This window comes from Bacteroides sp., from assembly GCF_028690125.1.
Taxonomy (GTDB): domain Bacteria; phylum Bacteroidota; class Bacteroidia; order Bacteroidales; family Bacteroidaceae; genus Bacteroides.
Window position 1 is genome coordinate 25,306 of sequence record NZ_JAQVBV010000010.1, and the last position, 22,777, is coordinate 48,082.

Annotated in this window: 38 protein-coding genes; all 38 read right to left on the reverse strand. The window is 43.4% G+C overall.

Features of this window, described 5'->3' with window-relative positions; translation table 11 throughout:
• Positions 1-13 precede the first annotated feature (13 nt).
• Entirely contained in the window at positions 14-430 is a 417-nt protein-coding gene (locus tag PHO71_RS08560; protein ID WP_300201732.1) for a hypothetical protein, read from the reverse strand.
• On the reverse strand, positions 420-929 hold the full coding sequence (locus tag PHO71_RS08565; protein WP_300201734.1) for a hypothetical protein: 510 nt from the start codon (positions 927-929) through the stop codon (positions 420-422). Before PHO71_RS08565 ends, PHO71_RS08560 begins: the two co-directional genes overlap by 11 nt.
• Complete coding sequence (locus tag PHO71_RS08570; RefSeq protein ID WP_300201736.1) at positions 919-1,641, reverse strand: hypothetical protein; 723 nt, start codon at positions 1,639-1,641, stop codon at positions 919-921. The genes PHO71_RS08565 and PHO71_RS08570 overlap by 11 nt, the downstream gene beginning before the upstream one ends.
• Entirely contained in the window at positions 1,622-1,990 is a 369-nt protein-coding gene (locus PHO71_RS08575; RefSeq protein ID WP_300201739.1) for a hypothetical protein, read from the reverse strand. Before PHO71_RS08575 ends, PHO71_RS08570 begins: the two co-directional genes overlap by 20 nt.
• Positions 1,977-2,462 (reverse strand): hypothetical protein, encoded by a 486-nt coding sequence (locus PHO71_RS08580; RefSeq protein WP_300201741.1) that lies wholly within the window; start codon positions 2,460-2,462, stop codon positions 1,977-1,979. The genes PHO71_RS08575 and PHO71_RS08580 overlap by 14 nt, the downstream gene beginning before the upstream one ends.
• 33 nt (positions 2,463-2,495) lie before the next feature.
• On the reverse strand, positions 2,496-3,467 hold the full coding sequence (locus PHO71_RS08585) for a site-specific DNA-methyltransferase (protein ID WP_300201744.1): 972 nt from the start codon (positions 3,465-3,467) through the stop codon (positions 2,496-2,498).
• A 10-nt stretch (positions 3,468-3,477) separates the two neighbouring features.
• Positions 3,478-3,849: a hypothetical protein gene (locus tag PHO71_RS08590; RefSeq protein ID WP_300201747.1), complete on the reverse strand. Its 372-nt coding sequence runs from the start codon at positions 3,847-3,849 to the stop codon at positions 3,478-3,480.
• Complete coding sequence (locus PHO71_RS08595) at positions 3,842-4,432, reverse strand: hypothetical protein (protein ID WP_300201749.1); 591 nt, start codon at positions 4,430-4,432, stop codon at positions 3,842-3,844. The genes PHO71_RS08590 and PHO71_RS08595 overlap by 8 nt, the downstream gene beginning before the upstream one ends.
• A 37-nt stretch (positions 4,433-4,469) precedes the next feature.
• Complete coding sequence (locus PHO71_RS08600) at positions 4,470-4,721, reverse strand: hypothetical protein (RefSeq protein ID WP_300201752.1); 252 nt, start codon at positions 4,719-4,721, stop codon at positions 4,470-4,472.
• Positions 4,708-5,220 (reverse strand): hypothetical protein, encoded by a 513-nt coding sequence (locus PHO71_RS08605; RefSeq protein WP_300201755.1) that lies wholly within the window; start codon positions 5,218-5,220, stop codon positions 4,708-4,710. The genes PHO71_RS08600 and PHO71_RS08605 overlap by 14 nt, the downstream gene beginning before the upstream one ends.
• Positions 5,221-5,228: 8 nt before the next feature.
• On the reverse strand, positions 5,229-5,732 hold the full coding sequence (locus tag PHO71_RS08610) for a hypothetical protein (protein ID WP_300201758.1): 504 nt from the start codon (positions 5,730-5,732) through the stop codon (positions 5,229-5,231).
• A 39-nt stretch (positions 5,733-5,771) separates the two neighbouring features.
• Positions 5,772-6,044, reverse strand: coding sequence for a hypothetical protein (locus PHO71_RS08615; protein ID WP_300201760.1), 273 nt, complete (start codon positions 6,042-6,044; stop codon positions 5,772-5,774).
• Between the two features lie 8 nt (positions 6,045-6,052).
• On the reverse strand, positions 6,053-6,403 hold the full coding sequence (locus PHO71_RS08620; protein WP_300201763.1) for a hypothetical protein: 351 nt from the start codon (positions 6,401-6,403) through the stop codon (positions 6,053-6,055).
• Between the two features lie 8 nt (positions 6,404-6,411).
• Positions 6,412-6,639 (reverse strand): hypothetical protein, encoded by a 228-nt coding sequence (locus tag PHO71_RS08625; RefSeq protein WP_300201766.1) that lies wholly within the window; start codon positions 6,637-6,639, stop codon positions 6,412-6,414.
• Positions 6,632-6,808 (reverse strand): hypothetical protein, encoded by a 177-nt coding sequence (locus PHO71_RS08630; RefSeq protein ID WP_300201769.1) that lies wholly within the window; start codon positions 6,806-6,808, stop codon positions 6,632-6,634. Before PHO71_RS08630 ends, PHO71_RS08625 begins: the two co-directional genes overlap by 8 nt.
• 22 nt (positions 6,809-6,830) lie before the next feature.
• The gene (locus PHO71_RS08635; protein WP_300201771.1) at positions 6,831-7,049 is read right to left on the reverse strand and encodes a hypothetical protein; all 219 of its coding nucleotides are present in this window, start codon (positions 7,047-7,049) and stop codon (positions 6,831-6,833) included.
• A gap of 13 nt (positions 7,050-7,062) precedes the next feature.
• Entirely contained in the window at positions 7,063-7,443 is a 381-nt protein-coding gene (locus PHO71_RS08640) for a hypothetical protein (protein ID WP_300201774.1), read from the reverse strand.
• 29 nt (positions 7,444-7,472) lie between these two features.
• Positions 7,473-7,814, reverse strand: coding sequence for a hypothetical protein (locus PHO71_RS08645; RefSeq protein WP_300201777.1), 342 nt, complete (start codon positions 7,812-7,814; stop codon positions 7,473-7,475).
• A 175-nt stretch (positions 7,815-7,989) separates the two neighbouring features.
• Complete coding sequence (locus PHO71_RS08650; RefSeq protein ID WP_300201780.1) at positions 7,990-8,814, reverse strand: phosphoadenosine phosphosulfate reductase family protein; 825 nt, start codon at positions 8,812-8,814, stop codon at positions 7,990-7,992.
• A 2-nt stretch (positions 8,815-8,816) separates the two neighbouring features.
• A complete protein-coding gene (locus tag PHO71_RS08655) occupies positions 8,817-9,278 on the reverse strand; it encodes a hypothetical protein (protein ID WP_300201782.1) in 462 nt (153 codons plus the stop codon).
• Positions 9,279-9,290: 12 nt separating this feature from the next.
• Complete coding sequence (locus tag PHO71_RS08660) at positions 9,291-10,184, reverse strand: hypothetical protein (RefSeq protein WP_300201785.1); 894 nt, start codon at positions 10,182-10,184, stop codon at positions 9,291-9,293.
• Between the two features lie 19 nt (positions 10,185-10,203).
• Positions 10,204-10,434, reverse strand: coding sequence for a hypothetical protein (locus tag PHO71_RS08665; protein ID WP_300201788.1), 231 nt, complete (start codon positions 10,432-10,434; stop codon positions 10,204-10,206).
• Positions 10,435-10,446: 12 nt separating this feature from the next.
• Positions 10,447-11,085 carry a VVA0879 family protein gene (locus PHO71_RS08670; protein ID WP_300201791.1) on the reverse strand — a complete coding sequence of 213 codons (639 nt, stop codon included), beginning with the start codon at positions 11,083-11,085 and terminating at the stop codon, positions 10,447-10,449.
• A 36-nt stretch (positions 11,086-11,121) separates the two neighbouring features.
• Positions 11,122-11,304 (reverse strand): hypothetical protein, encoded by a 183-nt coding sequence (locus PHO71_RS08675; RefSeq protein WP_300201794.1) that lies wholly within the window; start codon positions 11,302-11,304, stop codon positions 11,122-11,124.
• Positions 11,305-11,353: 49 nt separating this feature from the next.
• Positions 11,354-11,563, reverse strand: coding sequence for a hypothetical protein (locus PHO71_RS08680; protein WP_300201796.1), 210 nt, complete (start codon positions 11,561-11,563; stop codon positions 11,354-11,356).
• Between the two features lie 123 nt (positions 11,564-11,686).
• Entirely contained in the window at positions 11,687-12,136 is a 450-nt protein-coding gene (locus PHO71_RS08685) for an HU family DNA-binding protein (RefSeq protein ID WP_300201799.1), read from the reverse strand.
• 366 nt (positions 12,137-12,502) lie between these two features.
• The gene (locus PHO71_RS26190) at positions 12,503-12,748 is read right to left on the reverse strand and encodes a DUF4248 domain-containing protein (RefSeq protein WP_367279890.1); all 246 of its coding nucleotides are present in this window, start codon (positions 12,746-12,748) and stop codon (positions 12,503-12,505) included.
• A gap of 16 nt (positions 12,749-12,764) precedes the next feature.
• The gene (locus PHO71_RS08695; protein ID WP_300201804.1) at positions 12,765-12,893 is read right to left on the reverse strand and encodes a hypothetical protein; all 129 of its coding nucleotides are present in this window, start codon (positions 12,891-12,893) and stop codon (positions 12,765-12,767) included.
• A 576-nt stretch (positions 12,894-13,469) separates the two neighbouring features.
• Positions 13,470-14,606: a DNA polymerase III subunit beta gene (gene dnaN, locus PHO71_RS08700; protein ID WP_300201807.1), complete on the reverse strand. Its 1,137-nt coding sequence runs from the start codon at positions 14,604-14,606 to the stop codon at positions 13,470-13,472.
• 54 nt (positions 14,607-14,660) lie between these two features.
• Positions 14,661-15,710 (reverse strand): nucleotide modification associated domain-containing protein, encoded by a 1,050-nt coding sequence (locus tag PHO71_RS08705; protein ID WP_300201810.1) that lies wholly within the window; start codon positions 15,708-15,710, stop codon positions 14,661-14,663.
• 60 nt (positions 15,711-15,770) lie between these two features.
• Positions 15,771-16,211 carry an MW1434 family type I TA system toxin gene (locus PHO71_RS08710; protein ID WP_300201813.1) on the reverse strand — a complete coding sequence of 147 codons (441 nt, stop codon included), beginning with the start codon at positions 16,209-16,211 and terminating at the stop codon, positions 15,771-15,773.
• A 41-nt stretch (positions 16,212-16,252) separates the two neighbouring features.
• Positions 16,253-16,507, reverse strand: a complete 255-nt coding sequence (locus PHO71_RS08715; RefSeq protein WP_300201816.1) for a hypothetical protein — start codon at positions 16,505-16,507, stop codon at positions 16,253-16,255.
• Between the two features lie 15 nt (positions 16,508-16,522).
• A complete protein-coding gene (locus PHO71_RS08720) occupies positions 16,523-17,077 on the reverse strand; it encodes a hypothetical protein (protein ID WP_300201819.1) in 555 nt (184 codons plus the stop codon).
• A 58-nt stretch (positions 17,078-17,135) separates the two neighbouring features.
• Positions 17,136-20,741: a hypothetical protein gene (locus PHO71_RS08725; RefSeq protein ID WP_300201821.1), complete on the reverse strand. Its 3,606-nt coding sequence runs from the start codon at positions 20,739-20,741 to the stop codon at positions 17,136-17,138.
• 28 nt (positions 20,742-20,769) lie between these two features.
• A complete protein-coding gene (locus tag PHO71_RS08730; protein ID WP_300201824.1) occupies positions 20,770-21,147 on the reverse strand; it encodes a hypothetical protein in 378 nt (125 codons plus the stop codon).
• 6 nt (positions 21,148-21,153) lie between these two features.
• Positions 21,154-21,819 (reverse strand): 3'-5' exonuclease, encoded by a 666-nt coding sequence (locus PHO71_RS08735; RefSeq protein ID WP_300201827.1) that lies wholly within the window; start codon positions 21,817-21,819, stop codon positions 21,154-21,156.
• 1 nt (position 21,820) lies between these two features.
• Positions 21,821-22,153 carry a hypothetical protein gene (locus PHO71_RS08740; RefSeq protein ID WP_300201830.1) on the reverse strand — a complete coding sequence of 111 codons (333 nt, stop codon included), beginning with the start codon at positions 22,151-22,153 and terminating at the stop codon, positions 21,821-21,823.
• Positions 22,138-22,758, reverse strand: coding sequence for a hypothetical protein (locus PHO71_RS08745; RefSeq protein WP_300201833.1), 621 nt, complete (start codon positions 22,756-22,758; stop codon positions 22,138-22,140). The genes PHO71_RS08740 and PHO71_RS08745 overlap by 16 nt, the downstream gene beginning before the upstream one ends.
• Positions 22,759-22,777 lie beyond the last annotated feature (19 nt).

A 22,777-nucleotide genomic window follows, 5' to 3' on the forward strand; every position in this document is an offset into this window, starting at 1 on the left:
TTAATAATTATTTTTATCGGTAAAACTTCCAATGTGTATGCGTTCCCTTTGGACGTACATTCTTCTGAACCTTGCGGACCGGGAGACCGATGCGTTTTTCTCTGACCGGACAGGTACTTCCGAAAATGGAGAAGTACGAAGGGATATAGTAGTTGGAATGCGGATCACAAGTCCGAGCATCTATCTCGTAATGACGATCTATCGCTTTCACTTCTTCAAAAGCCAAGGATAAACTATACGAAGTAGACGTATCGCGCTCCTCAACTTCATTCAATAGTTTAACATCGGTGCATGAACAACTAACGAGAATATCTGGAACTCTAAGATCTCTTACCATAGTTGCATCCAACCTCGCTGCACACAAATAATCTCTGAATGCTTCTTTAGAGATTTCATCGGCAATAATGAACCCTATTCCACTACCGTTCATTATTACCTCCTTCCTTCTTTCCGAAATACCTCATAAACAAACAATCGAAGGAATCAATTATATCCGTATCTGTTAAGTCCACTTTGGAAACATTCTCTATGCGCTTTGTCCTATATTGATTCCTAATTTCTAAGAAATCAAAACGCAAATTCGAATATGAGATTCTTGGAACTGCCATAGATATGCCTCTATCAGTTCTTAGTCTATCAAACAGCACCTTGCAACCCTTTTCCTTCAAGAATGCAACTTCTGCATCCGTCAATCGCTTCGATATGAAAGCATGGCTTTCTCCACCTTTTCCACCCACCACAACATCAAAGTGTTCTTCCCGATATACCGCTATCAAATGATCCATGTTCTCTACAAAAGACTCCAGTCCCATGTACAAACTCTTTTTGCAACACCCGCGACCTCCCGATATAGCAACTTCGAATAACCGATCATCCCGTTCGGGAAATAGATAAAATTCTTGTTCTTCATGCTCATACTTACTTCCCATGATTCATTGTTTCAGGAGTTACAAACAGATAATCGTACACCCACACAATTGGATTGGAGTCCCACGTTCCTCTACCGTTGATATGGTCTATCAAGGCTGCATAAGCTCCGCGTGCCGAAAAATGGGCATCCAAAGAAAATGAATCATCCCAACGAACCATATTCTTGGCTGTTCTCCAGTCTGCGACTCCAAGTTTACCCAACTTTTCAGGCGTCCACCTAGAAATTCCTTCCTTCTGGCAGTCTTCATCGGTGATTTCCTGCAATAATTCGGCACGGAAGCCGGTTATGAAGATGAAGTATCGGGCTGCACTATATGGCATATACAGTTTGTTACACCATTTCGAAGCCCACTCTTCGTTGAACTGTTTGCTTTCGCTGAACCGGTACCGATATCCATTCCCGTGTGGGTTAAGTGTCGGACACTCTTTGATAAGTTCCAAATTGGGGCAGGGCATATAAGGCTCTTTCAAATAGACACGTTCGCCCAGCTTGTATTTGGGCTGGATACGCCATTCCTGTTCCGTGCCCGGTTTCTTGGCGTCACCTTGTTCGTTGACGGCAAGCAAGCCCAAGAATGTACGTGTATCTCTGGTTCGCACCAATGCTAATCCGTAAGCCCCTTTGGGCGGGACAACGATGCGTCGTGTTTGAAACTTCCGCCCTTCGATGGTGGCAAAGAAGAGTTGTTCTTTAAAGCATATTCCTTTCATATTGGGTTGATTTATTACGTTGTTGTCTGGTATTGTTGTTTTCCGAAGTACACATCCGGCACCACGATGAATAGAAGTAGTACGTTTTCCCACCTCGCTGACTGTGTTGGTAGTAGAAGCGATTTAGGGGAAGCGCCCGCCCGCAGTGGGTGCAAAGTTTCATTTCTTTTCCGCCTACCACCGTTCGGTTTTTCGCCTTCCGTTTGATAAGCGTACATCCGGCGCAGGCTTCTGACTTTCCTCGGTAGCGACGACAATACGACAGGGATTTATCGCCACACCGCGCAAACTTTTTGCAGTCGATGCGCGGTATGGGATTGATATTGGAAGAAGAATCATTCTTTGGCATTGGTTGCAACGACGTTTTGTTCAGCTTCTATAAAAAGATCAGCCATCCGAAATGCAGAGTTCACAAAGCAATCTTCTTTTAATCCAAAATCGTTTAATGATGCTCCTCGAAGCATCTCTGTAAGGAATTTAGCTGCTAATTCAACTCTGTTTTTTGTACTGCCGAACCCGATAGTCCCTCGTATTTCTAAGTCGTCCGACACGATGAGTCCAGAAGGAGATTCATTACTGATCCAACATTCGTGTACAATAAATGTGTCTTCTTTGTGAAATCCTCTCAGTTTATACCATAATCCATTCCCGGACTCAATGATTTCACGGACAACATAGCTATTGCCACAATTCTTTAAACTATCAGTCTGAAGTTGTTTTATTTCTCCACTACTCAGTTTTTCTACAATCTTCTCCTTTGAAATAATCTTAACCCAGTCACCTTCTTTAATCCCTCTTTTCTGTTCATTTGAATTTTCCATCGTTCTACTATTTTTTATTTGTTACTATATTGATTACTTAAACATTCCAAGCTCCTTATCCATGCGCATATTGGCAATACCAACAGACATAGGGCTAATCTCAAAAGCTATGTAATTGCGACCGAACTTACGAGCCACAACGGGTGTTGTTCCGGTACCAGCAAACGGATCAAGCACAACACCTCCTTCGGGACAGCCTGCTTTGATACAATCTACTATCAATTCTTCGGGGAAGACAGCGAAATGAGCTTCTTTGCAGGCTGCTGTTGGAACCACCCAAACCGAACGTTTATTTGCTTTGTCGGTGTACGTATAATCACGAGTGGTATTCTTCCGAAACATAGGGTCTGATTCACTTAATACGTTAGTGTCATTAAAATGCTTATACCCCACATTCTCTACTTTACCAACCCTCTTTTTCACACTCGTAACCGCTTCTTGCTTAATTACCTCGAAATCGTAATAATAGGTCTTGCTTTTAGAGAGAAGAAATATGTACTCATGCGAACGTGTGCAACGATCCTTCACGCTTTCGGGCATCGGATTGGGTTTACTCCAAATAATATCCTGCCGCAGATACCATCCATCGGCTCGAAGCGCAAAGGCAAGCATCCAGGGAATACCTATCAAGTCTTTTGGTTTACATCCAGTACATTGTTTTACTAACGTAGCTTTTCCCAACGATCCACGATTTGTACCCTGTTTGTAGTTCATTGCATTATCGGGATAACCTGCGGCACCCTTCATGGAACCTGCATAAGAATCGCCTATATTTACCCACAGCGTACCATCATCCGTCAGCACCCTACGCACTTCACGGAATACTTCTACCAACTTTTCAATGTATGCTTCAGGAGTTTCTTCCAGCCCTATTTGCAGTGGATTACCATAATCACGCAACCCGTAATAGGGCGGTGAAGTAACACAACAGTTCACGCTTTTATCTGCCAACTGTTTTAGCCCGGCACAACATTCGGTGGTGTATATTTTATTCAATTCTAACATATCAGTTACTCTATTTTATTCCCACGTGTTCCCCATCATCCACCGCACAGAAGTGTGCATTTGGACGCTTACACTCCACAAATTCAAGCAGGCAAAGGTTGGCTACATCTACAAGTAATTCCTTGTTTCCGGTTTTCTGAAACTGCTTCATTCGTTGGATGACGGAAGACACACGATCATAATCAGGTTTATTATTGGCACCAATCATCCCGTAACGCATAGCTCCCATGATCAGTCGGTTTCGCATCAATTCTTCAAACTCCGGCGACCACTCCGTTTTACGCAATTCTTCGTAGGTATGAATTTGTGGTTTGCCCGGTTCCAGTTCGGGCAATCCACATTTCCAACGCCACAGATTATCCACAAAATGTCTATCACTCATGACCACCTTTGTTTATAAACTCCTCGAAATAAGGCAAACCCCTAACCATGTCGCAAAAAGCACCCCAGTCTTCCACTAAGCGATGATTCTTGCGCTGGTGGTATAGGTTGCGAAGCTGCATATAATTGGTATTGACACGCATAAATAGTTCGATACCCTGCGGACAGTTACTTAGCAGGATGATAAGATTCTCGTAGGACGGATCTTCATTGAACTTATCGGCCAACCGCTGCACCAGTTCAATGGTTTCGGGTAGCACATACTTGTTGAATGAACCTTTGGCTACGATTCCGGCAAGGCGGTGCATCTTGCTGCTTGAGGTCACAATGTCGATGAAATGATAACGCTGCAATTCGGGCGAGAAGTAGTTCGGATACTTGATGTCAAATGCTACTCGGATGCCTGTAAGAAAGTTAGGATGTCCGCTATTCGATGGGGACTTAGCCAAAGATATGGCTCTTTTCAAAGATTCCTCATATTCCTGATCGTTATCATAATCCGGAAGTTCGGTGCGCATAGCGTTTCTACATGCAATGATGCTTTCTCTGAGTTCGTAAATTTGTAAATTACTGATTTCTACCATGATTTTGTATTCGTTGATTAATTAAACACATCTAAGTTTATCGCGCCACCCTACAGAAGAAATACTTCCCCTTCGTCAAGTATGGCACATAAGTTCTGCTGTTATCATTATGCTTCCGTAAAGCCTGTTTGGCTGTGTAGGCGTCCTCGAATGTATCAGTCGAAAAACCTCTGTACCGGTGTTCACCTTCGGCTTTAAACTGGAGTTGAAACATTATGCTGCTGGTGTCAATATTCAAGCATTTGCCTACTCTTGCTTTGACAATCTTCTTCGGATTACTCGTCTCCATCTTCCTTATCTTTGAATATCCGTTTGTATTCACTTGCCGTAATCTCCACGCAATCCGAAGGAATTTTCGCTTTCCATTTATCGACCACGACAAACCCAAAATATTCTTCATTCGCTTTGTCGCCGGAGAAGCCAATAGAAGCTGACTTGAAATGATTTCCTTCATAACCAACCACATTATTCAACTCATCAATATCTACAATGGGAAGCGATTTAATCTCTTCCATGATAGCCTTTCCCTCTTTGCAGTTCAGTTTGGGCATCCACTCATTTACTCCGCATCCAGATTCTTTCCAAACTTTCGTATCTACCGGAGAGACAGGAGCACCGCACGATGATATACCGCCCACATAAGAAATGCGACTGGGACGATACTGTTTAAATCCGTACTTGTCAAGAAATGCAATGACTGCATCCTGGCATTTGTCTCCACGCTGACAAAGTTCATTGAGCTTTGCACCCGTTTTGCTATCTTTCTTTACTTTAAAATATAATTCCATATCTGTTGTTATTTAGTCAGTTCAAATAGTTCACACGCTTCTTTCTTCGTAATCTCTATGAAGTTTTCGTCTTTCGGTTCGTGATGATCGTCCAGATGAAGAACGACGACATCACCTGCCATTTCCAAGAAAGGGGTGTGGAACTCGCCACAATAATCTATCCCTATTTCGTCAAGAAGACGGAAGGCTGAATACGATTTGAGAGATTCAAGGAATTTCTCCATCTCCCGTCCGGCTTTCGTCCGCTTAGATGGGTAGAATAGGCCTTTGCGTTTGCCGTCTTCCTTCCACACAGTCAAGTCCACCTCTTCCGGATGAAGAAAGTAGAAGCCTACCGGGATGGGAATTCTCCTTGCTCCCTGATCTGTAAACCCTGCGAACTTTTCATAAGCGTAAGGAATGTGTTGCTTCAAGAGCACTTTATTTTCTTCTTTGGTCTTGAGTTCCTTTTCACGTTGCTCTACCAGCTTCTGATAGATAGAGCTGTCTTTGTTTACTATTTTGTAGTACATATTCTATTATTTATAAATGATTATACCGTAGAAAGCACATTATATATAATTATAATAGGTTTTCATAACGCTCTCCACTTGCCACCAAGTCTGATTCTTGAAATACTTAATCGGATTAGCTTTATTTGAAGAATGAATGCACAAAGTCATCTTTGAAAGATATAAATCCATTCGAAAACCTAAATCACTATCTTCAAAAGAAACCCTAAAACAATTACAATCGCATCCTAAGTATTGTAGATGAAATTTTCCAGCCATCAAACGAGCTTTTTTCACATCATCCGTAAAATTATCTTTAGTATATTTTTTCATGACTGTAATTATTCCTCACTATTTTGTTGGTTATTATCGTTTGGATATTCATAGTTGATTACATCTCCTTCTACATATTCTTTCAGTAACTCAGCCATGTCCAGCCCTTGATTCTGAAAGAACAAATGTGTTGATGCCAGCAATGCGACAAGACTTCCCAGCGAGAGATACATTTTTGAACAGGTATTCCTTCCTGAACTTTCGGGGTTCTCCACACAAAGCAAATAAGCGTCTTCTTCTGTTTTAGCCACGGTTATAAGCCGATGGTCTTTGAACTCAGAACGGATGTAATCGACTATTTCGACTTCTCTTTGTTCGTCCGTCCCGAATCCTAATGTAACGGTTCCATATTCACTCATGGCACTTACTATTTTTCTTTTGAATCAAAACATACACTGTTAAACCAGCCATCTATACCACTGAGTTTAACCCTTGTATGATAAGAATGAACTTCAACCTCTGTTACTTGATATTCACAACTTATCTTCAAAATAGAATGATCTGAGTACTCTCCGAATCTTTGTTGCTCAGGGGAACACCCTGTGAATACTACAATGTCATTTGTTTCCATCTTTGGTCCTTTCTTTTTAGCCATTTTCTTCAATATCTTTTTGAATATCGCTATACTCCTTGATAGCTTCATTCAACGCTTTAACCGGGCGCATTCCATTGTGAGCATTCCATAATGCTTGTTGCACAACCCACACTTCGGCATCCATCTCTTTGGCTGTTTCTAATAAGCCTTTTATCACTTCTTGGTCCATAACTTAGCCCTTTCTCTTTAAATTACATATTCTCACGTAAGTGTTCTCTGAAATCCAAGAACCGGGAAATAGCCTTATGCAATCTCTTGGCTTCACTTTCGTTTAAAGTGATTTCACCTATTTCATTATCGAATTCCATTCGCAAATCGCAAGTGTTGAAGTTGTAATCTATCTCCAGTCCTCTTTTTCTGGAACGAATTACCCTGATTAGTTCCGGTCGCATTGACTTCTTTGCTTTCATGTCTTCGTGGGAGTTAGTCGAATTTAGCCGGAAAGTTTTCAGCAAACAAGAATTCACCGGCATTGCAATCCCATTCAATTTCCTTGCATCCCTCACAATTGCGGAAGGCACTTGTGTGTTCGTCATACAAAGCGCATAAGACGATTAAGTGTTCGGAACATTTGCAAGTGAAACATTCATTATTATATTCTTTGTAAGCATCAAGGTCCGAAATCACTTTGGACAGTAACGAACGACTTTCGGTGTTATCATGCACACTCATATTCAGGAATGTACCACTACTATACATATCTATATCTGCAACCAGCTTTTGCAGAACCAATTGATTGAGTATATCCAAAGCCAACTCTGGATTCTCATAAAATGCCGGGGTAAAAAAGTCTTTTCTTTCCATATTCTTTTAATGTTAATTGTTTTCGATTATCATTTCCAGTTCTCAACACTCACTATTTTAAGTCTATGCTGAAACTTAGTTCTGTTTGTAAAGTCAAACTCATGCTCTACTTTCAATTCAGAATCAACTTGTCTTATTTCGTACATCGTTGTCCTTAACAGGGGGTTATTTAATGTAAGCTTACCCGACTTCAGGCGTTTTCCAAACCATCGCGGACTTCTTACATTATAGCCTTGAGGTGTGATGCAACGAATGGTATCTCGCAAGTCCTTTAATCCCCTGGCGAACAGGTAAACGTGATCTGTTGCTTCGGAGAAACCAAAAGGATCACTTTTCGGATGCTGGGCGGCTTTGATGATGTATCGGTTCATATTATATCAAATTAGATGTTATATACACAACCTGCACAAACACTATTGTTGTTTTTTACAATGGCTATTGCATAGCTTACTTTCTTGCGGTGACACCTCGCATCGGAGTTTTTATAATTCACATAAAACTCATCTCCGCATACTGGTTTAAAGTTCGTTTTACTCATATTTATCGTTACTCAATTTGATTTAAAATTTCTCTCTGAATAATTTCCTTTGCATTGAAACTGAATAAGCCTTTCTTTAGCTCGTGGAACTCTGCAATGGGGATTTCATTAATGTAATAGTAGAAAGCCTCGTATCCGTCCACAAAGTTTTGAGCAAGAAAACCATTAGGATGAGTATTCATGTATCGTTCAACTGCTACAATCACGCATTTTGCATAGCGGGGAAACATCTTGAACTCTAATTGCATCTGCTTACAATTGCAGAGAGGGCAACCGACGCAACCGTGACGATTCAGATTGTATGGATCGTCATAATACTTTGAGTATGGCAAATCATAATAAAGAATGTAACTCCAAACATCATCTTCCGTCCATCCGATAATAGGAAGAATATGTATTGCTCCTTTCATCCACTTACGGGTATCACATTGTTCAGGTTCGTAATCTTTCCGGTTCTGGCTTTCCGATGCTCTCATGCCTTCAATACTACGTTTCCCAATACCATAACGCTCTTTCAGTTCTTCACAACAAAACCGCCGAAGTCGTGATGGAAACCCCTTCCCCTCAATCAGTTTAAAGAAAGATCTTTCTGGGTGCATTATCTGCACTTGTGAATAATTCTTTTTTATGAAACTGATTGTTCCGGGTGGATCTACGGTAGTGTTGGCATAGATTGCATTGTATTTGATACCTGCACGTTCAGCAAGGTTAAGGATAACTACGCTATCTTTTCCACCGGAGAAGCCAAGATTTAAAGGATTGTCACGCTCCATACTACGAAGAAAGTCGATTGCTTGCCGGATTTTCAAGTATAATTCCCAACTTATGCTCATTTCTATTTTGATTTTAACATTCCAAAATTCTTAACCGTTCCATAAAATCCTCCTTGCCACCAAACACACGGAAAAGAAAAGTCTGCTTCATATTCTTCATACGTATCATATTCTTTTGCCCAATCGTGCCCCGGATGGTCTTTGTTATTCTTGGCTTCAATGAATTCTTCCTGATAATGACAATAGTACTCAGGTTCTCTTCCAAACTCTTCTTCAAGAGGTTCAAGCAATGTTTCTTCGTCAAAATCATCGGCATCAATATCTGTTTTACTATCAATACGGATAAGCCAATAATCAGGTCGTTGGTCTATAGATTTCACATACACTAATTGTAATCCGTCTCCTATGATTGTCGAACAGACAACTGGTTGTATTTCGTAATCTTTCCCCCAAAATGATACAGTTCTTTTTTCTGTTTCGCTGGCAATTAGCTCTTCAATAGTCATGTCATCTATATTCTTCATCTTTAATTCGTATTATCCTAATTGACTTGCCATCCTATTAATCACCTTCTGAATCCTATCGCACCGCAGAAAGTTCTCCGCTTTGATTTGGCGAGAACGCTCTTCCTTCAGCTTCTCCAGTTTCTTATCAGCACTTAGCACCTTCCTGATAGGTTCGTCTGTTCTGTCGAAAAGATAAAAAGAAGCTATATTGCGAAGTGTGGTATCATTCTCTACCACCCACCACATATTATTTAGATTGTGGTAAACGATGCCTCGGTGCAGGTAGCCATCGTAGGAGTAGAAGTACTTCAAATCTCCACAGACTATCTTCTTATTGTCACGGTCGTTGTTGTTCTGCGACAAGTCATAATCACTCAATGCCGATTGAGCATCGGCCAGAGAAGATATATTCTGCCTTTTATGGCACGACTCTCGGTACTCTTTCATTATTCGTTCTTCGGCCTTCTCCGGAAGATCGGTGAACGTAACCGTAGCGTCGCACAGTGGCGTAAGGGCTGCTATAAGCGAGTTGATGGCTACTTTGAGCCTAAGCCGTATCAGATAAGGGAATTTCTTATATTTATCGAAATCATAATATCCGCCATTCCGGTTCTCGGACGGGGTAACGTTTTGGTAAAACTCCAATATGAAACTACTCATGTGTATTTCGCTTTGAAATTCCAATCCGTGCCAATTGCCATATCCGTGATAGCTGGATAATATAGGAGATTGTCTTTCTATACGTGGGTTTTTGCCTACTTCTGCACCCTTTTTCCGCATGGTTTGCAACGCTGCACAATAGAGGTGATGGTGTACCCAATTGTGAACTTTATCCCAACGGTCATTAGGGTTGTCTCCCAAAAGACACACGCTTAGGAAAGGGTTCTTGTATCCAAATCGGATATCTACTTTTAGTTTTCCCATTGTATCATCTTTTACAGAATTACACCTCATCGTCCTTTTCCTCGAACGTGTTCGTCGTATTCAGTACCCCGGCACTGTCTGCCGTCATCCCGTCACGAATGAAAACCTTGTCAGCTATCATCTCTTCATAAGTTGAGTGAGAGATAAGCATTTTGTAACAGCACCCATCAACGTATAGGTTACATTCCATCAAAGCAACATCTTGCAATAATCGCTTTGCATCTATTTGTAGGATTCTATTCTTTGCCATATCATTCTTGATTTATTGTTTCACATCTGCTTCCGCCATCTCAAATACCTTCACCGGAACAAACTTTTCGGACAATACGGTTGTCTTATTCAAAGCTATCAGCCCGTTGATACTCCATTTGCAGCCTGTCCCTTCCTTGAAACGACCGATGCAACTACAATAAGCATTTTGGATATCTTTTCCGACTGCAAGAAAATCGGCACCCGACTGAACGTGCCCACAAGACGGACATACAAATTTCCAATCACAAGGATTCTCGCCAAATCGTTCTATTAACTTAGCGCGCCATTGATGGATAGTCAATACATTTCCACCGATAATAAGAGGCTGATTACAATCTTGATAATAATTCATATACCAGTAATGGCGATCTTTCTCCCAGGCTTCAATCACTTCTTCCTTAGTGACGCCTGCAAACTTGGCATACATCTCCGCACGTTCCAGCACCCATTTGTACGTATCGCAATACTGATGCGTACACTTAGACACTCGCTTGCAAGCAGTTGTAATTCCCATCTTAACCAAATTCGGATTTTCCTGCGGAACAATACAGGTGAACTCGTGATTGCATCCTGCGGGGTTGAAACATCCTTCGCCCGCTTCACAATCCTTCATCACATCGGCCTTTAAAGACTCTAGTCCTTTTTCCATTTCGTTCTATCTATTTACTTAAACATTAAACATTCGTTACCATTTGCTACCTTTCCTGTTTCGCTCCCAACTTACACCCAAACACAACCCTAAAAGATGGAGAGAAGCGTAAACTTCGGAAGATTCTCGAACCAACCGCAAACCGAAAAGCACCTCACCGGTGAAATATAGTCCGCGATACTTGCTGTATCTCCACTCACGAAACATATATAACTTCATACACTTGCTTAACTTATTTTATAGACACAAAGGTATCATAAAATACACATTACTCATTCTTTAATACACGTGTTTTATAACATAAATACACATAAGTAGTGTATTTTGTGATTTTCGGACGGGAAAAAGAGCCAATAAACGGAGCTTCGGGGATAGAATAAGGACCGGGAGAAAAATAAAACAGAATGGAATCAGAAAATAGGCAGTTGCCATCCCGACGAATGGCAGTAGGGAGTCTTCCGTCATTCAGTAGGGACACTAAAGTGCCGCAGTAGGGAAACTACAGCACGGCAACTGCCTGACTTCAGCCGAAAAGGCACAAAAAAAGAGGGAAAAGACACCGAAACCGATGCTTTTCCCTCTCTTTTTCTACCGACAACTGCTATTCCAGTTCGCCACCACCGCCCGATGGGGGCGTTACGCCGCCCGAATCACCGCTTCCGCCGGACGAAACATACTGATTTTCGGTACTGATACTGATGCCGCTCACCATATCGCGCAATGCTTTGCTGGGCATGAACGTCACCTTTACCCGTTTCACTCCGGCTTTGTCCGCCGTATCGGCACTGTCGCTCACCACGGCCGGAAGGAACGTCCCAAAGTCGTCCAGACGCACACCGTGACCTTCGGACAGGTAGACCGCCATCGAATCGACCAGCGTGGCAATCACGCTACGCACCTGTTGCTTGGCAATGCCACTCTCCAGATGGATGATGTTCACTAACTTGTCCCACTGCACCACGTTGCCACGATTGGCCGAAGCCACATACTTCACTACCTTGTCTTTGGTGAAGTTCAACGTCATTTTCTTAATCTCTACATCTAATGCCATACGTTTCTTTCGATTTAGATTGTGAATACTCTCGTTCGTATGTCATTCGCCTGCCGGAGCCGTCGGCCGCCGTTGTCCCCACCTGCCTTGTTGCTCGGCCAAGGTGCCGTGTGCCCATCGGGGTTATCCGCAAAAGCTGCTTTGTTGCCCGACGTTCCCCTTGCGCTTTCCTTCAAAAACCACGCTCCGGGCATCTCCACCCGTGGCAGCTATACAGAGGGCAAGTAGTCGGACGAAAGCGACCGTCGCTCCGGTGACGATTGACACTGCAAAGGTATCACAGACGGCAACCGTCGTTTTCTTCCAACCGGGCGGAAGCGGAGCGAGCGGGACGAAACGGGATGTTACGGTACCCAACCGGACGGATCAGGGTTCGTCGAAAGCAGCAAAGATAAACGCCACCACTCTGGGCGGGAGTTCCACCCGTGAAAGCGGATCGAATCCGGATGCCGAAAGTTGCTCCTTCAGTTTCGGCACACGGCCGATCCAATTATGCAGGTTCTTTCGGGCGGTACTCTGTTTGGAAGTTCCGGGGAAATAGGCTTGCGCCAACTCGGTGAATGTGTAATGCGGCAGCGAATGCCGCAACTGTTGCGAAGGTTCTTCAATCATTTCTGTGAGGTTTAAGTTATTTGTTACCACAAAGATACAGCGCCAAAAAGGCGATGTCAAGCATTTGGGAAATTCTTTTTTCGCGGCACTCCGATAAAATAAAGCCGCCGTTACCCGCCAGCAGTACGGCAATTTCCTTACGCATTTTTGAAAATAGAAGAATTACGGAATTATTACTGAATCCGTGCGCACGCTTTTCGCCTTTTCAGCCATCGAAAGCCGACAAAACAGCCAAACCACACCCTAAACAGCTCCGAAATTCAGCTTTTAGACAAAGAAACACCCAGTTTGACAAGAACAGACAAAAACGGACAAAAAAGACAAAATCAAAAACCACTTAAAAATCAAACTTTTACAAGAGAAAGAACAGACTTTTTGTCTGTTTGTCTATATATATAATAATAATATTGTATTGAGAAAATAATAATATATATACTGTAAAGACAAATGAACACATTTATGTACGGTGCATCTCCTACGTCATATCCTATTAAGTCCGGCATTCAGCGCATCATAGTGTGTGCTACCTTGTGAATGATTCGCCCCGCACCCCGCATGGGGTATCTTTGTCAGCCACTGGCGGTGTCTGCGACCACTCTTATATAGGGGGTGCGGGGGTTTCCTTCCTTTGGGGTGGATGCCCCGGACACGAAAAATCCCGTTAGCGGCCATGCGGCTACCAACGGGACAATACTACCGACTTGTGTTTACACCCTGCGGGTTAATCAGAGATCATCATCGGCATAAGGAGCAGGAGAATGGAATCGTCACCCTCGTGCTCGGTGGTGACACTGGCACGTGACGGGTCGGACAGACTGATGTCTACCTGATCGCTGGTGGCCGTCTCCAGCAGTGTGCGCAGGAATTCGCCTTTGAAGCCGATACGAAATGAACGGGAAATGTTGTGTGTGCCCGTCACCGATTCTTCGGCACTGGTGGAGAAATCAATGTTCTGCGCATCCACGCTCACGCTATCGTCTTTCGGCTTCATGCCCAGGCGGATGGTACCCGCAGCTTTGTCGCTCATCACCATCACACGGCGGATGGCGGCTATCAGTTCCAGCCGGTTCACGGTGAGCGTGAAAGGATTGCCTTCCGGAATGACTGAGTTGTAGTTGGGGTAGCGTCCTTCAATCTGCCGGCAGGTGATGGTAATTCCTTCGTTTTCGGTGGTGAAATGAATGTTGGTAGCATCGAACGCCACCGATACTTCGCCCGACTTGATGCAGGTTTTCAGCACGTTGGCAATGCCGGCAGGAAGAATGAATGCACCCGGTTCCGCTGCCACAATGTCGCTGTGAATCCAGCGGAGAAGCCGGTGCCCGTCACTGGACACGGTGGTAAGTCCTTCCTTGCGGAAATCGAAGTAGATGCCGTTCATTACAGGGCGAAGTTCATCGTTGGCGGCATAGGGAGCCAGGCGGGCGCAAATGCGGTTGAGCAATGCGCCATCAAGGGTGGTGCGGAGGGCATCGGCATCGGGAGATTCGGAAATGGGGTATTCGTTCGGAAATTCTCCCATGAATGAATAGTGCCCGTTCTGATAGCGCACTTCCACGTTGAGTGACTCGGTGTCTATCTCAAACGTTATGGGTTGCTCAGGAAGCTGTGCCAACATATCGGAGCAAATGCGCGCCGGCAGGCAGATGGATTTCAAGCCTTCGGCTTCGCTGATGGGCAATGCCACGGTGATGGTGGTTTCGACATTGCTTCCGGTGATGGTCATCTGCGGATCTTCCCGTTCGGGGAAGTCGAGCTTCACGTTATCCAGGATAGGAAGCGTGTTTTTGGAACTGATTGCCTTTGCGGCAATGGTGAGCGCGCTGCGCATGGCGGCGGCGGAGACGGTAAATTTCATAATTTGATATTTTTGGGTTTGTTATTACTGAATGATTATTTATTCCTGTTATGGCTATACGGATTCCTTCTTTAGTTGATCTTCTATCCACATAATAGTCATCACACAATAGTTTGCCATGTCTATCAGGGTATCCACTATGCTTTCACTTTTAACTTCGGCTCTACCTTCATTATCTAGTAATACGCAATATCTATTTATCATTTCGCTGATACGCATATAAACCACCAATAATCCGTCTTCATCCAAGAGTTTGAAAAAGGAATCGCCGTAGTCTTGGTTCTTTCGTTGAAAGAGTTCCGCCATCCGAGTTGTGGCGGAATAGAAAGTTTTGGTTAGTATCTCACGATCTAATTCTTTAGGATTTTCGGCAATAACGATAAAGACTACAGCCCTTGCCCACAAAGCAACTAGACTATCAAAAAGAGGATTAGAATGTCCATTATTTATTTGCACCTTGATGTCATGCAAAAGTTCTTCAAAACCTTTTATAATAGTGTTCTTATCCAGTATCCTGTAATGACCGACAAAATACTGAATATCCTTTAATTCATAATGAGTTTCCAGCCATTCCTTTACCCTATTAAAATCAGAAATCAACTTGCTAGTCTTGATATTAGACAAATCTATCTTCCCTAATTTTATCTCACTATTAATAAACAAAGAGCGAACAATAAGACGATCTGTTTCAATCTTTTGTTTTTCCCTTCTTGCTATCACATGGTCTAGGCACTCTCTTAATAGACACTCTAAATCATCACAAGAGTACTCTCCATTCTGTACGGTAGCCCTGAGCTGATTACTGAACCCGAAGAAACTTTGTTCGAGAGCTTTTCTTTCGTCTGCCGGAACTTCTGCCTTAAATTCCAAAACATCCCCTTTGATATATGCTTCCGGAATATCAATAATGTTTCGTCCCAATTGGCCTACTTGATACCATGTAATAGTTCTCAAGTCATTAATTACTTTATAAATAGCGACTTCCGCATCTGCCACTTCTTTCAGGCGTTCATCGGAATAAAGCAAATGATATTCATTTGCTTTCAATTCTTCAAAAGACTTGATCTTTACGACTTGTCCTTCTTGATACTTTGGTTTATTCATTGTTCTTTAATTTTACATTGAGCCATACGGTAGACATTCAACTATCGTATGGCAACGTGATTATCCAACTATTATCCAGTCATTGGAAAACATATCCTGCCAATCAGGCACATAGTTTGTAGCCATACACCCACATTCCGAATCCGGATACACAACTAAACATTGATCTCGATAATGAATCGAACCATCTGCACACTTGCCGATTTCTTTCTTTGCTGCATCCGGTAAGGATTGCATTTTAGGCACAATATCCGATGCGATATCAGAATTAATCTGCTTTACAATAAAGCATTTACCGCCCCATTCCTTACGAGCAATATTAAAGCCACGTTGGAGAGCAACCAATGCTTGACCAAACGTTCCTTCTTCACCGAAGATTAACTCCATGTTTTGAGCTGCTCCTATAACATAAGCCGTTTCAATCTCTCCTTTGGTATAATTACCACTCTGATTGCTTAGTCCGGCTGAGTATTCAACCGATTTTTCATCTAATGTTTTCATTATAATATTAGGGTTTTACAAAGCCGCCCAAGGCTGATTCTTTACTCTTTCTCTTTGATGGTTTGCGGTTCTGCCTTTTGCTTCTGTTTAGTGAACACAATCATCTCCTTATCTTCTCCAATCTCAATCACCAATGATTCTTGCTTACTCTCTTTCACAATAGACTGATACCAGTGTACAAACATTCCCATCACTTCCTGCGGGTTCATTTCTCGCGAAGCGATGGGCGAGCCATCATTCTCCTTTACATGAAGAATGATGCGCCCGCCTGCTAATTGCTCTGTTTTTACTTTCATGCTCGTAGCCGAATGTTAGAAAGGAAGATCATCACCAGGAATAACATGTCCTTCTGCATCGACAGTAGGGGGTGTCCACTGACCTGCAACTTGTGCGGCCGGAGATTGACCGGCATAAGCGGTGGGTTGCTGGCGTTCAAGCGGCGTAAGAGTACCCACGCGGCTCTTATTGCTTACGTCATACTTCGCCTGTTTCTTAATGTCGTCATCGGTAGGATTATTCTTCATAAACTCGGCATTGTTACGGAGGCGGGCTTCAGCGGACTTTTGGGCAGCCTCTTGAAACGACTCGGTGTAACTTACTGAAATCTGGTGACTTGGTGCTACGTACCCTTCTTTGTCCGTATTGCGTTCCTCACAAGCCTTGCGAAAATTAGCACCCGTTTCCCATCCACGAAGGTTTAAGAATGCGCCATTGGGTTCGTTGGTGGTCTTATCCGCTGTCACGGCAATATCATTCCATCCAACCGGAATACATACGCAGTTCATCGGCTTACCGTTTACTTCCATTGACACTACTTTTGCTCCCATTAACTGCATCAAGTTGATGCTACCTTTGTAATTTCCCATAATTTTGAATTGTTTTAGGGGTTGATACTATGTTTATTATCTTAGAAATATCTTTTCTTTAAAATGGCAACGGCTGCTCCGGACTTACCTGTCCGGGGACGGGTGCCGATGCCGACACATTCGGAACAGAAATGCTGCTTGCTGAACCGTAAACGCCCTGCTTACGCTTCATGTAGGTATCCCACTGTTCGCGTTCTTCATCGGTCAAGACAACCGGATTGCCATCCGGATCGAGATACATATCGGGATCAGGGCGACCGTAATACTCTTTGCAGAGGGTTTTCACTGCGGAATTGTCGGCAGGGACTTCACCCTTTTTGCAGAAAAAAACGCATTGGTTACTCTGTTTCAGCACCCGGATTTCTTTCTTCTTGTCTTTTCCCCATACTCTTTCGTCATCGAAATACACCTCTTTGCACCATGCTTTCACACGCATATAGCGTTTTTTGCGGTCGGTATCGCTGCTATAACATACGTCAGGCAGGCACTCATAGCCCATGTCGGCACAATACTCCTCAATCTTTCCACGAAAAGCTGCCGGGGCAAACTTGGTCTTCTTATCCTCTGAACTTTCGCAGAGTTCGATGTAATCACTGAAGATGGTGTTGAAGTCTATCGGGCAGTTGAACACATGGTTGTGAGCAAAGAATTGTTCCGCCCATTCCATAAAGCGGGCACCCATGGCAGCCACCCGGCTGCGGTTGTTCAACTCTTCCATAGGGGGTAGCACACGCTCTACGGCACGCATACAGAACTGAACAGCCATTGCATCGATGTAAGCAATCTGCGAACGGAGTTCTATGTCCATGTCTTCCGGATCGTCCCGGAGTCCGGGCATGACGGAGCTAATCTTTTGAGCCGGTTTATTTCTACGAGTATCGCCTCGGTTGAATCGGTGGCTAAATCCGGTCGGCACCGTTCGTCCACTGGAAGACGGATCTTCATACGTCTGCTGAAAATTGCTGGTTGCCACGTGTCCGGGACTGTCCTTCAGTGAAATCAGTTTCGGTTTTTTGTGGAAGTCGCGATATTCAAAACCACTGGTGACGTAGTTGTAGATGGGGTCGAGCGGCATTCCTTGCCCCCAGTCTTCCCAATGGATGACACGGTGGCAGTGGTGTATATAGTTGGCCAGCTTCAGCGAAATATCATCGGTCGGCTTTAGGTTTCGGCTATTGATCTTACATATCTTTCCGGCACAGCCCATGAATACGTTCACGAATACAGACTTTCCGCTACCGCCTTCGCTTCGTCCTTCTTTGCTCACGCCATTCTCGGTGACGTAGGGCATGTAGTTCGTTCCACCACCACGATAACGGAAAATGGGACGGCCTAACGAATAGATGATGTTTGCCAAGTGCCCAAGCAGGTTCTTTTCCTGCTCTTCCTCAAAGACTTTGCCGGAACGCATAAGATCCTCTTCCTTTTCATACTCTTCGTTGGCAAAGCAGCGGAGCACCTGGAGCGGTTGCCACCAGTCTTTCATCCCTTTCCCCCGGAAATCGAATAGCCAACGATTGCGTTGTGCCCATATTTCAATATCGGATTCTTCCCGTTTCAGCATCTCTTGGGTATAGTTCGCTGTATCTTTGCGATGGTCTGCCAACGCTTTCAAGCGGGCAGCGTATTCGGGGTTTTCGCTGATTGCAAACGGAGCTTCACCACGGGCACACGGCATCTGAAAGTCGAACGGGAGAATTTCGGCACGGTCCACACAGAAATCAATCTCTGAATAGGACTTGAACCGAATATCATCCGGAGTAATCTCCAGCACACCGTTACGGTAGAAGAAATGGTCTATCGTCGGGCCATATCCACTACGATAGTCTACATCCATCTCCGGCAGGTTCACGGCCGACTTTTCGGCAATCTCCTTTGAGTTGATGATGGAGTTACTCATTTTTCGGAAGTCTTCGGTACCAGGACGAGCCATGCGCTGCGCAAAAGTATTCAATGCGCTTCCGGTGGCGGCAAGCAACGATTTTGCGTCCAGTTCTTTCACGAAGCAGCCATCAATGTGTACAAAGCGGCCGATGTTATCGGTTGATTCGTGGTCCACTTCGCGGCAATAACCTTCGGTGGCCATGAATTGCCACAGGCAAGCACTATCCAGACGGTAGTAGTATTCGACCATATTACCGCTTTTCTTATCTATCTTTTCACAATACACCAACGGCTCGATAGGGAGTGCGGCCGTAATGTAAGACTGGAATAACAGGTTGATATCGTTTTCGTATCCGTATCGTTCTTCTTCGTTCATCAGATACTTAATGAAAAACGAGCGAATGCTCTTGCAACAGTGATAGCGACCGCCACGGTATTCTTTGGGAAATTCTTTCAGTTTCTCAGGCAGGAAAGCGGCGCGGAATTTCGTAAATCGTTTGCTGATACGGAAGGATTGCTTCTTACCGGCATTGTCAATGTCGAACATCAGAAACTTGTTGGTAGCCAACTTTCCCATCATATTGAACATGTAGGACGTGAAATCTTTTTTGTCGGAAGCCATCCACACAGTATGAAAAAATACATTATCGTAAATACGGTTTCCTGCGTGAGTCTGTGAGATGCTATTCAAATGGAAATAAGCATTGATTGCTTCAATTCCATCTTTACAAAGCAGTACGTTGGCGACACGAATGTCTTTGTCTTCCAAATCGACCTTAATTTCTTTCTTCTCACCATCTGTTTCATTCGTAATTATACGTGTTGTTACCAACTTTTCGCCGGTACCTATCTCTTCTACTACCGGTTTAACAAACTCACCATCGAGTACACGCATCGAAACGGTATCACCCAAAAGATTGGTATTCACACTATAATGAGTCAATCCACCGGTATAGTAAGTGATGAATGTCTGATCTTCTTCTGTATCCGAAGTTCTGCGCCATTCTGGCTGGTAAATTTGCCCCCATTCGCACATCTCGCCTTTATCATTGTTCGCCCAATAGCGGAACACAAAAATAGGAAACAGCGCATGTGCAGTGCGCTTTATGCTTACCTGATGTCCACCTTCATAATGAGATTCAGTAATGTAAGACTTTACCTGGTAAAGATTGAATTCTTTTTGCAGGCGGGTAGTATCGAAGTTTGTTTCTTGTGCCTCCTTATTACCGAACTTAGGGCCGAAAGAATAGCGATAGACCGGATTACCATCTTTGCGAACGGCACGTCTCTCTTTTCCTACAACATCATACACGCGTAGCGACTTGCATCCTAACGCCTTTAGCCCCTCAATGGTGAATCCTTCCATCACGTCAACAGAATATTCCGGTTGTGCTTCGCACTCTTCCACATACCCATTCAAATGTGATGAATCCAGTTCGTGAATATCTATGGTGCATATCTCAGCCACTTTGCGAATCACCATCAATAAGTCTTCGCCTATTTCGGAAAGCCCACTTAAACGAGCTTCTAAAGCGATAGCGCCATATCCTATGCAACCCTTCTCAAAACATCCGAACTGGGTGGCATTGTACAAACCGCCACGACGTTTCCCTTTGCTAATTCTAAAATCCGGATACTTACTTTTGTGGAACGGGCACCAATACGAATATGAATCAACTTCCGTTTGCTTTTCAGCCATGCGGAAGCCGTGATATTCCATAATCTTACGTAAGTCTGCGTTATCAATGCGTTCTATGATGTTTTCAGAAATATTTCCCATTGAAGGAGTGCTTTAAAAGGTTCATTGATTATAAATCGCAAGGGTCTACTCCCCATGCTTTCGGGTCTCTCACGATCTTACTATACACATCTACCTGCCCTGTAGAATGCTTCTCTCCGAAAAAAGGAGGAAGGATAGTTATCATATCAGTTTCTTCATTGTATTCCAAGTTGATGAAAAAATCCATGTGGTAATAAAGATCACACATACCGACTACCAAATCATGGTTTTCAGGATTACTTCGGCATACATCCGTCACCTTGAAATACTGTCCCGGATGAAGACTACTCAGGAATTGGAATAAAGCTCTGTATTTGGCATCAAAGACAGAAGGTCCAAGATATTCACGCCACTCTTTTACCCACGGATTGTATCGAAAATATGTTCCACGTAAGTATTTGGACATCGAATATTATGCTTTAATCGGATTAAGTTTGCTTTGCAGCAAATCAGAAAGGTATCTCACATTAAAAGCTAATCGTTCCGCATCAAACATTGCACAATGCCGACATCCGTTCCCTTCGTACTTCGGGAGGACAGAATAAGGATCATCCAGCAATCCGTAAAGTTGCTCTATCGTTTCAAGAATATTTGTTCGCGCGCAACGAACATGTGAATATTCCCATGGATATGTGATCTGATTAATAGCAGTACGAATAGCATTACGAACAATAGGTATATCGAAGTCAAGACCTTGTGCCCAGATATGTATGTCAGCGTCGTATTTTTCTTTCAAGCATTCGATATACTTCACAAAACTCTCCATAGCCGTACCGATGGAAACAATGTCATCCCCCAATAACGCAGCTTTCGCTTCAGGTGATTGCTCTGCCCAAAAACGAACGGTGTCCATCTCGAAGTGCATCCCTATCAATGCACAACTGGTAGCATTTACTACCTGGTAGAATGGCTCCAAAGAACTGCATCCGCCCTCTTTTACAAGAAGATCAGGAAACATCTCCGGACGCTCTTTTATATCATATTTATCAAACGGTAATGCTGCGATACTAATGATAGCCGCAGTTTCTCTCTTACTCAATGTTTCAATGTCCAGTGCAATATCTATGACCTTTTTCATACTATTTGAATTTTAAGTTTATCAATTTATTGTAAGGTATGAAGCGTAGTTCGTGTCCCATGGCAAAAACCATCTCCTGCATCATACGTTTTAAATCAGAGATAGGCACTTTCTTATGATTTACATCGGTAAGCAATACCTTGAACCCCGTAGTGATATATCCATTACGAAACATCTCTTCTTTCTTCGTGATTTCATAAGAGCGAAAGAAATGCTGACTCAGTAATGCTCGCATCATCCGGCTTATTTGTTCAGCTTGCATCAATTTGAAATAAACGGCTTCCTCTTCATCCGTTTCGTATACTGCATAAAATATATTCAAATCTGCCGCCATATTCGTTCCTCCCGTACCAGTTCTACTAATTCCGGAAGCGTCTTCACCCCGGTCTTTTTGTGTATATTCGTCATGTATTTCCAAATGTTTGCCTTGGTTACACACATTACATCAGCCATAATCTCTATATTCGTTATTCCATTTTGTAGGTTTAGTAGCACCCTCCGCTCCCCAGAAGATAATCCAAACTCTCGCTTTGCTCCGCACACCACTAGGAAAGAATCTTTGTTTCGCTCAGAATAACCATTCCATGGGCAATACTTCGCATCCCGGCACTGCCTTGGAAATTCCATATTGAAACGCATACCATCAAAATCGGGCTGCTCGTCCTCTTCGCCAAAACAACAAGAACATATCGTATAAACTACCCGATTCAAGTATATCCGTCTTTGTTCTTTCATCACAGCATATAACGATCGGTTCCCTTGTTTTATTTTCTGCTCCACTGCTTTAATCATTGAAGGATACTGCAAGCCAATCTCTCTCAATAAAGCAGAAGAAAATTCCATTCCCCGATCACTATCAAGAAGAAAAAATTCTCCTTTGTCGAGCAACCGGATTTCCACCTCGCCACCTGCTATGATATGTGCTTCAAATCGATCCATAGTGTTAATTTCTTGCCGC